Origin of the sequence: Pedobacter cryotolerans, from assembly GCF_005116475.1 — a bacterium.
In the GTDB taxonomy this organism is placed as follows: Bacteria; Bacteroidota; Bacteroidia; order Sphingobacteriales; family Sphingobacteriaceae; genus Pedobacter; species Pedobacter cryotolerans.
In genome coordinates, this window is the sequence record NZ_SWBO01000009.1 from 48,480 (window position 1) to 61,812 (window position 13,333).

A 13,333-nucleotide genomic window follows, 5' to 3' on the forward strand; every position below is an offset into this window, starting at 1 on the left:
TTATAAGTTTTGTCTTTTCTTTTCAGCTAAAATATATTCTGCAGTACGCATAGATAAAGCTAAAATTGTCCATGTTGCATTTTTATCACCTTGTTGTACAAATGGGCCAGCATCAACTACAAATAAGTTTTTACAGTCGTGTGCTTGACAATATTTGTTTAACGCTGATTTTTTCGGATCATCGCCCATACGAATGGTGCCAACCTCGTGTATGATTTTTCCTGGAGCTTCAAGACCATAATTTGTTTCGGGACCATGAATTTTAGAAGTAACTACACCATCCATTTCTTTCATGATAGAAAGAAAGGTTTCTTGCATGTGTTTAGCTTGTAGAATTTCTTCTTTAGCCCATTTGTAGTGAAACGTTAAAACCGGAATACCAAATTTATCTACTACGCTAGGATCAATTTCACAATAGTTATCTTCTCTTGCAATTGCTGTTCCACGGCCAGCCATACCAACACTAGTTCCATAAAAGCGTCGATAATCTTCTTTTAAGGCAGCACCATAACCACCTGCTTCTTTCATTTTTCCACTTTTATCTGGAACCATGCCATTCATTGATGCAACGCCACCACCAAAACCATAAGAAGGCATACCCATTCCTCCGCCATATTCAATGTGATAGCCACGTGGGAAATCTAATTTTTTATTATCGAGCCACCATGGAGAATAGATATGAATACTACCAAGTCCATCTTCGTTATATCTTTTTCTATCCATTAATTGAGGAAGAAAACCATATACACCTGCACCAGTAGAATCGTGTAAATATTTACCAACAACACCGCTATTATTTGCCAGTCCATTGGGATGTTGAGATGATTTTGAGTTCAATAAAATTCTGGCTGATTCGCAAGCGCTTGCTCCTAAAATTACCAATTTTCCAGTAACCTGATATTCCTGTAAATCTATTCTATTTACATATGAAACGCCTTTTGCAGTCCCGTCTTTGTCGGTTATTACTTCCCTAACCATCGCGTCAGTTATTACGGTTAAATTACCAGTGGTTTGTGCAGGCATCACTAAACAAGATGAAGCAGAAAAATCTCCATAAACTTTACAACCTCTACCACATTGGCCGCAGTAAAAACAAGGTGCACGGTCGTTATTGCCTTTAATTGATTCTGTCATTACCGCACCGCGACCAGTTATCACTTTAACACCAGCTTTTTCTGCACCTTTTTTAATAAAAAGTTCATTTAAGCGAGGTTTGGGTGGTTTCATAAATATGCCATCTGGCTCATTCTTTAGTCCTTCTACTGTGCCATATATCCCAATCATACGATCTACTTTATCATAAAAAGGTTTAACATCATCATAAGTAATTGGCCAATCTTCTGTTAAACCATCTGTTGGCTTAAAATCTTCAGGGCCCATTCTTAATGAAATTCTGCCCCAATGATTTGTTCTTCCACCCAACATACGCGACCTAAACCAATCGAATTCAGTTTTATCTTTTTTGGTATATGGCTCGCCATCTAATTGCCAGCCGCCGTAAGAAGCATCAAAATCTCCGAATGGTCTGGTTGTACCAGCGCCACGACGTGGTGACTCCCATGGCCACTTCATTTGATGTGAATCTATTCTGGGGTCAAAATTTTGTCCTGCCTCAAGCATTAAAACTTTTTGTCCGGCATGTGCCAAAACGTAGGCTGCCATTCCGCCGCCAGCACCAGAGCCAACAATGATGGCATCATAAACTATAGAAGATTTTTTTATCTGAAAATCGCTCATTATAAATGGTTAGATATTTAACGATATCCTAAATTAAAGTTTAATTTTGTGAAAGTGAAACTTAAAGGAGCTATTTTTTTATTGTATCCTAATTGTTAACTAAATCGATTTAGATATATGATAAACGCAGAATTTATTAGTGAATTTAATAGTGTTTTAAGTACGAGTATTAAGGCTTCTACAATGGTTAAATTATCATTAGGAAACTATAATGGCAACGAAAAAGAACTTAAAAATATTTATATCAAAAAGGTAAAAATTAAAAGAGCTGATATGCTTTCTTTTAATTACCGTTATAAAACGAGAGACATTTTTAAAAATTTTGGAATTGATGATGGTTTAAAATTGGTAAAAAATTTATTAAGTAATGATTTTAGGATTGGAACTTTATTTACAGTAGATGAAGAGGTAATCATTGAGCACGACAAAAAAGGTGCTATTAAATTAAGAAAAAGAGCACTTGGTAAAAAACTAGAGGTAAGTATTGCTCATGATAAAGAGAAGAAACGAATTATAAAACCAAGTAATAACCCTTATTTGCATGCGCTAAAAATTACTGATGCAGAGGGAAATGTGTTTAAGAACGCACAAGATAAATACAAGCAGATTAACCAATATATTGAAATTTTAAGCTCTTTAATTAAGGAATTGCCAGAGGGAACCATAAAGAATGTGGTAGATATGGGCTCTGGTAAGGGTTATTTAACTTTTGCTTTGTACGATTATTTACATCAACAATTAAACTTGAAAGCTAAGGTAACGGGAGTAGAGTTTAGAGAAGATTTAGTGAATTTGTGTAATGATATTGCTAAACAAGCTGACTTTAAACAATTGCATTTTGTTGAAGGAACAATTGAAGATTATAACGTAAAGGAAATTAATTTGTTAATTGCTTTACATGCTTGCGATACCGCTACAGATGATGCAATTTTTAAAGGGATAAAAGCTGGTGCCGAATTAATTGTTGTTGCACCATGCTGCCATAAACAAATTAGAAGAGAAATAGAAAAGCATAAAGTTAAAAACGATGTTTCCTTTTTAACTAAATATGGCATTTTCTTAGAGCGCCAAGCAGAAATGGTTACTGATGGAATTAGAGCTTTGATTTTAGAATACTACGGATACAAAACTAAGGTGTTTGAATTTATTTCTGATGCACATACACCGAAGAATGTTTTGGTGGTGGGTGTAAAACCCCTAAATCCCCTAAAGGGGACTTCTGAGACGAGGCGTAAGGAAGAGATTTTGCAAAAAATTAAAGAAACTAAAGCTTATTTTGGAATTGATTACCATCATTTAGAGCGATTGTTGGATTTATGATTTGGCTAAAGCCAATATACTTTTCCATAATTCCATTGGCTGAATCCAACGGCAATGAGTTAAAAGATTTTGCATATTACTTACCGACGGTTTCATGAAATTTGCCATAGGCTTTTAGCCACATTTTTACCTATTAGCAAAGGCTTTTGTTATTTAAACCTGATGGTAACGAAAATACTTTTTGGTGTCGTCATTTCGAAGAAGGAACGACTGAGAAATCTGTAAGTAGGGAAGCATAGGATAAAGATTTCTCACATGCGTTCGAAAGGACGGTTGAAAGGTCGACAAAAAGATTGTAGTGCACAGCAGGGCTGAAATTGCTAAGAATTACTGACATTCGTTTTCTAAAACGCCTTTAAACTTTTTTCCTTCTGCCTTTTATCCATTTTCTGCCAACGTGTCAGCCAAATATTGCCTTAATTATTACATTTTAACAGACATTTCTGTGTTATTTCTGCCAAAACTCAATTGGCACATTGCTTGTTATTATGCTTGTAAACATTAAAAATTTACAAGAAATAAAAAATAAAATGGGAAAAATAATTGGTATAGACTTAGGAACAACAAACTCTTGCGTTTCTGTAATGGAAGGTAACGAACCTGTAGTTATAGCCAACAGTGAGGGTAAGCGTACAACGCCATCTATTGTTGCTTTTGCAGAAAACGGCGAGCGTAAAGTAGGAGAACCTGCTAAACGTCAGGCGATAACGAACCCTACAAAAACAATTTATTCTATTAAACGCTTTATGGGTTCTAGCTTTGCTGAGGTTTCGAAAGAAGTTGGTAGAGTACCTTATAAAGTAGTTAAAGGTGATAATAACACGCCACGTGTTGAGATTGATGATCGTAAATATACTCCACAAGAGATATCGGCGATGATTTTGCAGAAAATGAAAAAAACTGCTGAAGATTTCTTAGGTCAAGAAGTTACGGAAGCGGTTATCACTGTACCTGCATATTTTAACGATGCACAACGCCAAGCAACTAAAGAAGCTGGTGAAATTGCTGGTTTAACTGTAAAACGTATCATTAACGAACCAACTGCAGCTGCTTTAGCTTACGGTTTAGACAAAACAAACAAAGACATGAAAATTGTTGTGTTTGATTGTGGTGGTGGTACACATGATGTTTCTGTTTTAGAGTTAGGTGATGGAGTTTTCGAAGTAAAATCTACTGATGGTGATACACACTTAGGTGGTGATGATTTTGATCACATTATTATTGATTGGTTAACAGAAGAATTCAAGGCTGAAAACAGCATGGATTTAGCTAAAGATCCAATGGCTTTGCAACGTTTAAAAGAAGCTGCTGAGAAAGCTAAAATTGAATTATCAAGCACTACTTCTACAGAAATTAACTTACCATATATTACTGCTGATGCTAGCGGTCCAAAACACTTAGTGCGTACTTTAAGTCGTGCTAAATTTGAGCAATTAGCTGGCGATTTAATTAAACGTACGATTGATCCATGTAAATCTGCTTTGAAAAATGCTGGTTTAAAAGTTGGTGATATCGACGAAATTATCTTAGTAGGTGGTTCAACTCGTATTCCTGCAATTCAGGATGCTGTTAAAGCTTTCTTCGGTAAAGAGCCTTCTAAAGGTGTAAATCCTGATGAGGTTGTTGCAATTGGTGCAGCTATTCAAGGTGGTGTTTTAACTGGTGAAGTTAAAGACGTATTGTTATTAGATGTTACTCCACTTTCTTTAGGTATCGAAACTATGGGTGGTGTAATGACAAAACTAATTGAATCTAACACTACAATTCCATCTAAAAAAGCAGAAACTTTCTCTACAGCTGCAGACAATCAGCCTTCAGTAGAAATCCATATTTTACAAGGCGAGCGTCCAATGGCTGCTCAAAACCGTACAATTGGTCGTTTCATGTTAGATGGTATTCCGCCAGCGCCACGTGGTGTACCTCAAATTGAAGTATCTTTTGATATTGATGCAAACGGTATTTTACACGTAAGTGCTAAAGATAAAGCTACTGGTAAAGAGCAAAAAATCCGTATCGAGGCATCTTCTGGTTTAACTGATGAAGAAATCAAGAAAATGAAAGAGGAAGCTGAAGCTAACGCAGAAGCTGATGCTAAACAAAAAGAAGAAGCAGATAAAATTAACGGTGCTGATGCCTTAATATTCTCTACTGAGAAACAATTGAAAGAGTTTGGTGATAAATTATCTGCTGATAAAAAAGCACCAATTGAAGCTGGTTTAGAGAAATTAAAAGCAGCTCATTTAACACGTAACTTTGCAGATATTGATGCAGCTCAAGAAGAATTGCAAAATGCATGGAATGTAGCTTCTGAAGAAATGTACAAAGCTGGTGAGCAACCTCAAGGTGAAGCACCACAAGCTGATGCACAACAAGGTGGCGATACTGTTACTGATGTTGAATTTGAAGAAGTGAAAGACGAAGAGAAAAAATAAGTCAATTCTCAGTTTTCAATTGACAATTTTCAGTTGAATTATAATATAAAAAGCGTTGCTGATTAATTTCAGTGACGCTTTTTTAGTTTAGTAAAAACAGAGTGATTTCATTATTAACCATATAAGAAATGTAAGTTAATATATGTTACTCATAAGCCTTATATGGTTGATGTTTTTGAAAATGAATAGAAGTATTTCATGCCAAGATCAGTTCCGCCATTCGCTACAATATTTTTTGTTTTTCGTCATTTCGAGCGCAGGGAGAACCACGAAGTGCTCAGCGAAGCTAAATCTGTAAGTTAGAAGTTCTAAAATAACAGATGCCTCAATCGTTCCTCATTTCGGCATGACTGCAACGCAAGAAACAAAAAACATTTCCGCTTTTGTCGGGTTTAAATAACCAAGCAAAATGCTTTTGGGATAGTTTTTAATGCAAACTTACCTAAATAGGAGTATTAAAATTTTTCAACTATGTTAAAAACAAAAAAGGTTCGAGTTATAACCCGAACCTTTAAATATTATTAATTTAAAATTTAGTTCCAAAGTTTCTCTGGATATGCTCCATCTTTTACAAGCTGATCGATACTGGCTTGAACGAAAGGTTTATCTTCTTTATAAGTAACACCAAACCATTGGTTAGCAGTTGGAACAACCTTAAAAGTTGCACTGTTTGTTTTTACTAAATTCTCACCAATTAATGGAATAAAAAATTCAGCTTTTGGTTTATCTTTATTAGCCATTGCAAATTCTTTAAATAACTCTTCCGTAATTTTAAAAACTGCTGGTGTAAAGCCCCAAAAATTCATTGAAACTGGTGTTTCGAAATCTAAAGGGTATTTTTTATCATCTTCTTCAAAAACGATAGCCTCACCATCTTTGTAAACTTTAGTACGCTCTATAATTTCACTCAAATTACCAGCTTCATCAACTTTACAAACGCCACGAGAAACAGCGCCAAAATCAGATAAAGTTTTACCTATTTGATAGCCAATTATAGAGAAATTACTATCATTTGCTTCATCATTTAAAAAGTCGACCATTTTTTTAAAAGCATCGTAACCGTAAAAATCATCAGCATTGATTACGCAAAACGGTTCTTTTACTACTGTTCTTCCAGATAAAATTGCATGAGCTGTTCCCCATGGTTTTTCTCTATAGATTTCTTCTTCAATACCAAATTGTCTCAAATCAAAGTTCTGAAAAACATAATCAACTTCAATTTTACCTTTTAATTTAGGGTCGAAAATGCTTCTAAAATTTTCTACAAATTCTTCTTTAATGATAAATACAACTTTGCCAAAGCCGGCTTTTATTGCATCATATATTGAATAATCAATTATGGTTTCGCCGTTAGGGCCAAAACCATCAATTTGTTTCATGCTTCCGTAGCGGCTTGCCATACCGGCAGCTAATATTAATAAAGTAGGTTTCATATTGCGAAATTAGTGATTTGAGGATTAACTTTTAATAGCCATTTAGTACTATATAAATTAGAAGCCAAAGAAACCTCCGCTTTTTGCTCTTGGTTTTTTGCCAGTTAACATGCCGAATAAGCCACGTACAATTTCTCTTCCAATTTGTCTGGTAATTGTGGCGCCCATTACTTTTTCAACTATGCTTTTTTCACCAGGCTTAGGTTTGCTCTCTTGTTCTTCTCTTTTTTGTTCTTCAATTGCTGCTTTGGCTTCATTTTCTTCAGCCATTTTCTGATTAATTCTATCAGTTAACATTTCAAACGCACTAACAGGGTCAATTGTTTTTTGATATTTTGTAAATAACGGACTAGCCTGCATTAATTTTTCGCAATCAATGTTTGCCATTGGTCCCATAATAGCTCTTGGTGGCGTTAACATAGTAGCGGCAACTTCTGTCGGAATACCTTTTTCATTCAGCACCGTAACCAAAGCTTGACCAGTTCCTAAGGCGGTTAACATTTTATCTATTTCGTAAAAATCAGATTTTGGATAAGTGTTAACGGTTTTTTTCAATGCATCTACATCGTTTGGTGTAAAGGCTCTTAAAGCATGTTGTACTCTGTTACCTAATTGAGCCAATACCGTTTCTGGAATATCCATTGGAGATTGTGTGCAGAAAAATACACCAATTCCTTTAGAACGGATTAACCTGATGATGGTATTTACTTGTTCTAAAAATGCTTTCGGCGCATCGTTAAATAGGAGGTGAGCTTCATCAAAAAAGAACACTAATTTTGGTTTGTCTAAATCTCCTGCTTCGGGCATTGCCTGATAAATTTCTGCCAATAAACTCAATAAAAAAGTAGAATATAAAACAGGCTGATTTTGCACATCTGCAATATTTAAAAGAGAAATTACTCCCTTTCCGTCAATTCGGCTAAATAAATCTTCTATATCGTAAGAAGTTTCGCCAAACATGCCACCTAAACCTTGCTGCTCAATAGCTACAATTTTTCTTAACACGGTACTAGAAGTTGCCGATGAAATGGATCCATAACTACTTTTAATTTCTGCAGCTCCAGCTCCTTCTGATAAATAACCTAATAACTTTTTTAAATCGTTTAAATCAACGATAGGCATTTTGTTATCATCAGCATATTTAAAAATAACCGCCAAAACACCAGTTTGTGTATCGTTTAGCTCTAATATTTTAGCCAATAAAACAGGGCCGAATTCTGTTACTGTTGCCCGCATTTGCGCACCAGTTTTTCCGCTAAGCGAATACAGTTCAATCGGAAATCCGGTAGGAGTGAAAGGTTTGTTTAATTGTTTTGCTCTATCTTCAATTTTTGGGTTTGTTGTGCCAGCTTGGTTTAAACCAGATAAATCGCCTTTAACATCTAACATAAAAACTGGTACACCAGCATCAGAAAGTTGTTCGGCTAGTAATTGTAAAGTTCTGGTTTTACCAGTACCTGTTGCACCTGCAATTAAACCATGGCGGTTCATCATGCGTAATGGTAAATTCACTTCAGCTTCTGCTAAAACCTCGCCATCTAAAATGCCAGCGCCTAAATATATCGATGCTCCAGTTGGGGCATAAGATGCTTTAATCTTTTCTGTAAATAAAGTCTTTTTATCACTCATTGTGTATGATGTTTTTCGGCTTTAAATTAAGAAAGATTTATGGGATTTGAAATAGGTATTAATGCAATTAATAATCATCTACTAATGGTTTATTAGGTTGATATTTTCTCACAGTCTTGTTGTACGTGGAGACACGTACCACGGCTTGATGCCTTGGTTTGTGTCTTCACGAACCATATGTTTTTTCTTCCTAAATTTTTAAACAGTTTCTAAGCTTTATTGGCCGGTATTTTCTCCGTTAGCATTTTGTTGCCTTGCAAATCGTAATAAGTGCAAGTCATTTCTTTCATATCTAAAATCCATTTTTCTACACCAATTTCGGCAGCTTCGGCACAAAAGGTTAGGTAATCGGTTTTGCCTGATTGGTGAATTTTTAATATAGCTTTTAAATCTTCTTTATCGCTATCTGTATTGATTTTTTTTGCCTCCCATTTTGGCGGAGCAGCGATGGTGTATTCATTTTCTCCATGATATTTTATATGCCCATCTGAAAGAAAATGTTCATAAGCAATTACACCCATTTCTTTTATTTCTTGGATATAGTTTGGAAAATCTGCACCACTTCTAGTTTTAGCGTGTGCTGCTTTAATTTGTTCTAAGGTGAATTTTTCACCATCATTTGTGTTGTTTTGAACCATTGCGTATACTGCCATAATGAATAATTTTAATTTAGAAACTGTTTAAATTTCAACCAAATAATTTTCATAATGAGTAGTCACCCTGAGCGTAGTCGAAGGGTTTAATGTAAGGGTCTTCGACTACGCTCAGACTGACACTGATTTTTATGAAATATTTTTAAACAGTTTCTTGATCAAAATTCTGTTTTTGTTCAAAATTAAAATTGTAAAAAATCGTTTATTTTTCGAATTTATCTGGTGTTTCTCCAGTAAAATTTTTAAAATCGTGTATCAAGTGTGCTTGATCGAAGTAATTGTTTTCATCACAGATAACCGCAAAAGGTTTTTTCTCTTTAAGATTTTCTAACACCGAATTGAAACGTATAATGGAAGCAAACTTTTTAGGTGTTGTGCCAACAATTTGTCTAAAACGTTTTTCTAGAGGGCTTTGGCTAATAAATAGCATTTCGCTAAGTTGTTTTATTTTAATATTACCTTTTGTTTGATGGATGTATTAATGGCTTGCGTAATTAATAAATCTTCTTTTTTATTTAATAAGTGCTGTAATAGAAAGTTTTCTACAACCATTATTCTGTGTTGGTCTGTAGTTGCTTTATTTAGCAAATCTTCTACTTTATCTATTTCTGCTTTTGCAAGTAAATAATCAAGACTTATGCTTTGGTTAAATAGTTCGTTAATTGGATTTTTGAAGAAATGAGCTGCACCAATTTCATTAAAGAAAACCAATATAGATCCAATATTTACGGATGGTTTAAAGATTTTATATTGGTCTTGTAAACCAGTAATTCCAATGGCTGCTAGATTATTTTCCTCGTTTTTATTTAGGTAGGCTAATTTTCCTTTATATTGAAAACCAATAACTAAGCCTGTTGTTGCAAAAACTTTATAGCTAGCATCATCAGTTGCTTCTGAGATAATCAAATGCTTAATGTAGGGTTTTAATCTATCTGAAGGAATTATCTTTTCAAACCTCATAACAGTTGATTATAGATTCATCCGTTTTTGAAATTCATCAACAAACAAACTCACATGATAGCCATCTGCCAATGCATGATTAACATGAATAGAAAGTGGCATCGTTTTTTTGCCATTTTCATCTGTCATTTTGCCAAATGAAAATTTTGGACAGCTATCTTTAAAAGAGAAACTGCGAGCATGTGATAAAGAGGTGAATTTTAAAAATGGCATAGCCGATATATGAATTACATTGGCATTATTTCCATTGAGGTTTAACCCATTAGAATTTCTAACATTTTCTATTTCTAGTTTTGCTGACGACTGAAATTCATCAAAATCTGAAAAATAATCGATATACGAAAAACCAAAGCTATTATCTGGGCGATTAATTACAGCAGAAGCATTTACTTGGTCGTAAACATAGATTTGGTTATCTTCTATCCTGAACCTAAAATTTTCAATAGCATTCGCTGCTGCTAATGATTGATGTAAGTAATACAAGAAAAAGCCTATGCCTTCTTTTTTGCATTTTTCATAAGCTATGGTGCAATCTATATCTACAGTAACACCAAAAAATGGTTCATCAAAACTATTAAAGAAATTAAAATGGTCTTTTCTTGCCCAGTTTTCTAAATCAAATAGCTTTTTCATTATTTAAGGAAGGTTAGTATTTCGGTAATAGTTTCTGCCGATTTAAAATTATCATGTTCTACATTATGTTCTACAACTTCGTGAGCCCAAGTGGTATGAAATGGAACATGAATGGCATGTGCGCCAATTGCCAGTACGGGCAAAACATCAGATTTAAGAGAATTGCCAATCATTAAAAAATTTTCTGGTTTGCAGTCTAGGTGTTTTAATAATTTTAGGTAATCCTTTTCGTGTTTTTCGCTCATAATTTCGATATGATGAAAATAATTTTCTAATCCAGATTTTTGCAGTTTTCTTTCTTGGTCTAACAAATCACCTTTGGTGGCAACAACTAAACGATAATCTTCTTTTAATGCTGATAAAACTGTTTCAACTCCATCCAACAATTCGATTGGTTTATTGAGTTGTTCTTTGCCAAATTCGATGGCTTTTGCAATCATTGTTAAACTGGCAGTTCCTTCAGTAACTTCTAAAATAGTTTCTATCATCGAAAGCATAAAACCTTTAATGCCATAACCATATAACGGAAGATTTCTTATTTCTATTTTAAATAATTCTGCGGCAACGCTATGCATTGGCAGATAATCTTCTAATAAAGCACAAAATTTGTCTTCGGCTTCGCGAAAATAAGGTTCGTTTACCCATAAAGTATCGTCGGCATCAAATGCGATGACTTTAATATTGTTCATTTTAGATGTTGTTTTGAAGTAAAAGTAGGGAATGTTAACATTAAGGAATGAAGAAGATTAAGTCTGGTTGAAGAATTAAATAATTTTAAAGGTTTTGCTTTTCAAAAGATTTTAAAAGGAGATTGCCGCGTCGTGCCTCCTCGCAAAGACGATTTTACGGACAAGAAAAGGCCGAGGGGAAAACCCTCAACCTTCTATCTTCAAACCCTCAACCTTTCTTAAGAGAACTCTCTAAAATCTTGGTCGGCTTTAATGTTTAATAAACTTTGATAAATTAGGTTGATTACATTATCAACATCTTCTTTATGCACCATTTCTACCGTGGTGTGCATGTAACGTAATGGTAAAGAAATTAATGCCGAAGGTACACCGCCGTTTGAGTACGCAAAAGCATCTGTATCCGTTCCGGTAGAACGTGATGAAGCTTGACGTTGGAATGGAATATTATTTTTCTCTGCGGTTTTAATCAACAATTTATTCAAATTAGTTTGTACTGCTGGCGCATAAGAAACTACCGGACCTTTACCACATGCTAAATCACCTTGTGTAATTTTGTTGATCATAGGCGTTGTAGTGTCATGTGTTACATCTGTTATAATTGCCACATTTGGCTTAATGCGTTGTGCAATCATTTCAGCACCACGTAAACCAATTTCTTCTTGTACCGAGTTAACAATGTATAAACCAAAGGGTAGTTTTTGCTTATTTTCTTTCAATAAACGAGCTACTTCGGCAATCATAAAACCACCTACACGGTTGTCTAAAGCTCTGCCCACATAGTAACGATCGTTTAAAACCATAAACTCATCTTCATAAGTAATTACGCAACCCACATGTATGCCTAATTTTTCTACTTCTTCTTTGCTGGTGCAACCACAATCTAAAAAGATATTTTTCAATTCTGGAGCCTGTTCTTTATCGCCATGGCGAGTGTGGATAGCTGGCCAGCCAAAAACAGCTTTAACCAATCCTTTTTCGGTATGGATATTAACACGTTTTGAAGGTGCAATCTGATGGTCTGATCCGCCGTTGCGAATTACATAAATTAAGCCATCGCTAGTAATGTAATTTACATACCATGAAATTTCATCGGCATGTGCCTCAATTACCACTTTAAAAGCAGCTTTAGGATTAATAACGCCTACCGCAGTACCATAATTATCGATAAAACTCTCATCAATATATGGTTTTAAATAATCTAACCATAATTTCTGTCCTTCCCACTCATAACCAGTAGGAGCGGGGTTGTTGATGTATTTTTCTAGAAATTGAACCGATTTTTTAGTTACAACTGGAGTATGTTTTTTCTTGTTTTCTTCTTCTTTTTTCTTTGCCATAATTTTTTTATTTAATATCGTCATCCTGAACTTGTTTCAGGATCATTTAAACAGATGCTGAAATAAATTCAGCATGACGTAATCTTTAAAATTTCATTTCCATTCTTACAAAATCAATACCGCTTGATGAATAGGTTTGATTAGTTTCTGTAAAGCCAAATTTAGCATAAAATTCTTTGGCATTTACCCTTGCATTGCACCACAGTTTCGTCAATTTTTGTACTTCACAGAAGTCAATTAAATAGTTGAGCAATTGAGCGCCAAATCCTTTGTGTTGGGATTCGGGTAAAACTCCCATTTTTCTAAACTGCCCCACATCACCTTCTGTGAAAAGAGAAACTACGCCAATTAATTCATAGTTCTCATAAATACCAAAATGGATGCCATCAAAATCGTTTTCCAATTTTACAAAATCATAAGGTTGTTCGGGGTACATGGCTAAATGTCTGATACGCCAAGTTAATGCTGGAAATATTTGTTCTACAACTGCCATTTTTAAAAAGTTAAATG

12 protein-coding genes are annotated in these 13,333 nt (G+C 34.6%); 2 read left to right on the forward strand and 10 right to left on the reverse strand.

Features of this window, described 5'->3' with window-relative positions; translation table 11 throughout:
- Nucleotides 1-1,737, reverse strand: coding sequence for a GMC oxidoreductase (locus FA045_RS14545; protein ID WP_136877805.1), 1,737 nt, complete (start codon nucleotides 1,735-1,737; stop codon nucleotides 1-3).
- Between the two features lie 117 nt (nucleotides 1,738-1,854).
- Here FA045_RS14545 and FA045_RS14550 point away from each other — a divergent pair, with 117 nt between their 5' ends.
- A complete protein-coding gene (locus FA045_RS14550) occupies nucleotides 1,855-3,057 on the forward strand; it encodes a class I SAM-dependent methyltransferase (protein WP_136877806.1) in 1,203 nt (400 codons plus the stop codon).
- Between the two features lie 530 nt (nucleotides 3,058-3,587).
- Nucleotides 3,588-5,489, forward strand: coding sequence for a molecular chaperone DnaK (gene dnaK, locus FA045_RS14555; protein WP_136877807.1), 1,902 nt, complete (start codon nucleotides 3,588-3,590; stop codon nucleotides 5,487-5,489).
- Between the two features lie 533 nt (nucleotides 5,490-6,022).
- Here dnaK and FA045_RS14560 read toward each other — a convergent pair.
- The 9 genes from FA045_RS14560 to FA045_RS14595 form a co-directional block, all read right to left on the reverse strand.
- A complete protein-coding gene (locus FA045_RS14560; protein ID WP_136877808.1) occupies nucleotides 6,023-6,922 on the reverse strand; it encodes a nucleotidyltransferase family protein in 900 nt (299 codons plus the stop codon).
- A 57-nt stretch (nucleotides 6,923-6,979) separates the two neighbouring features.
- Nucleotides 6,980-8,551 (reverse strand): helicase HerA-like domain-containing protein, encoded by a 1,572-nt coding sequence (locus FA045_RS14565; RefSeq protein ID WP_136877809.1) that lies wholly within the window; start codon nucleotides 8,549-8,551, stop codon nucleotides 6,980-6,982.
- Between the two features lie 209 nt (nucleotides 8,552-8,760).
- Nucleotides 8,761-9,204 carry a DUF1398 domain-containing protein gene (locus tag FA045_RS14570; RefSeq protein WP_225871352.1) on the reverse strand — a complete coding sequence of 148 codons (444 nt, stop codon included), beginning with the start codon at nucleotides 9,202-9,204 and terminating at the stop codon, nucleotides 8,761-8,763.
- A 202-nt stretch (nucleotides 9,205-9,406) separates the two neighbouring features.
- Entirely contained in the window at nucleotides 9,407-9,634 is a 228-nt protein-coding gene (locus FA045_RS18975; protein WP_205943163.1) for a helix-turn-helix domain-containing protein, read from the reverse strand.
- A 14-nt stretch (nucleotides 9,635-9,648) separates the two neighbouring features.
- The gene (locus FA045_RS14575; protein WP_205943164.1) at nucleotides 9,649-10,164 is read right to left on the reverse strand and encodes a DUF6597 domain-containing transcriptional factor; all 516 of its coding nucleotides are present in this window, start codon (nucleotides 10,162-10,164) and stop codon (nucleotides 9,649-9,651) included.
- A 9-nt stretch (nucleotides 10,165-10,173) separates the two neighbouring features.
- Nucleotides 10,174-10,797 carry a CatA-like O-acetyltransferase gene (locus FA045_RS14580; protein ID WP_136877810.1) on the reverse strand — a complete coding sequence of 208 codons (624 nt, stop codon included), beginning with the start codon at nucleotides 10,795-10,797 and terminating at the stop codon, nucleotides 10,174-10,176.
- On the reverse strand, nucleotides 10,797-11,486 hold the full coding sequence (locus FA045_RS14585) for an HAD family hydrolase (RefSeq protein ID WP_136877811.1): 690 nt from the start codon (nucleotides 11,484-11,486) through the stop codon (nucleotides 10,797-10,799). The genes FA045_RS14580 and FA045_RS14585 overlap by 1 nt, the downstream gene beginning before the upstream one ends.
- Before the next feature lie 218 nt (nucleotides 11,487-11,704).
- On the reverse strand, nucleotides 11,705-12,823 hold the full coding sequence (locus FA045_RS14590; protein WP_136877812.1) for a M42 family metallopeptidase: 1,119 nt from the start codon (nucleotides 12,821-12,823) through the stop codon (nucleotides 11,705-11,707).
- Between the two features lie 85 nt (nucleotides 12,824-12,908).
- Nucleotides 12,909-13,316, reverse strand: coding sequence for a GNAT family N-acetyltransferase (locus tag FA045_RS14595; protein WP_136877813.1), 408 nt, complete (start codon nucleotides 13,314-13,316; stop codon nucleotides 12,909-12,911).
- Nucleotides 13,317-13,333 lie beyond the last annotated feature (17 nt).

Coding starts and splice junctions, on each gene's coding strand:
- FA045_RS14545 (WP_136877805.1), bottom strand. CDS start 1,737: ATGAGCGATTTTCAGATAAAAAAATCTTCTATAGTTTATGATGCCATC.
- FA045_RS14550 (WP_136877806.1), top strand. CDS start 1,855: ATGATAAACGCAGAATTTATTAGTGAATTTAATAGTGTTTTAAGTACG.
- dnaK (WP_136877807.1), top strand. CDS start 3,588: ATGGGAAAAATAATTGGTATAGACTTAGGAACAACAAACTCTTGCGTT.
- FA045_RS14560 (WP_136877808.1), bottom strand. CDS start 6,922: ATGAAACCTACTTTATTAATATTAGCTGCCGGTATGGCAAGCCGCTAC.
- FA045_RS14565 (WP_136877809.1), bottom strand. CDS start 8,551: ATGAGTGATAAAAAGACTTTATTTACAGAAAAGATTAAAGCATCTTAT.
- FA045_RS14570 (WP_225871352.1), bottom strand. CDS start 9,204: ATGGCAGTATACGCAATGGTTCAAAACAACACAAATGATGGTGAAAAA.
- FA045_RS18975 (WP_205943163.1), bottom strand. CDS start 9,634: ATGCTATTTATTAGCCAAAGCCCTCTAGAAAAACGTTTTAGACAAATT.
- FA045_RS14575 (WP_205943164.1), bottom strand. CDS start 10,164: ATGAGGTTTGAAAAGATAATTCCTTCAGATAGATTAAAACCCTACATT.
- FA045_RS14580 (WP_136877810.1), bottom strand. CDS start 10,797: ATGAAAAAGCTATTTGATTTAGAAAACTGGGCAAGAAAAGACCATTTT.
- FA045_RS14585 (WP_136877811.1), bottom strand. CDS start 11,486: ATGAACAATATTAAAGTCATCGCATTTGATGCCGACGATACTTTATGG.
- FA045_RS14590 (WP_136877812.1), bottom strand. CDS start 12,823: ATGGCAAAGAAAAAAGAAGAAGAAAACAAGAAAAAACATACTCCAGTT.
- FA045_RS14595 (WP_136877813.1), bottom strand. CDS start 13,316: ATGGCAGTTGTAGAACAAATATTTCCAGCATTAACTTGGCGTATCAGA.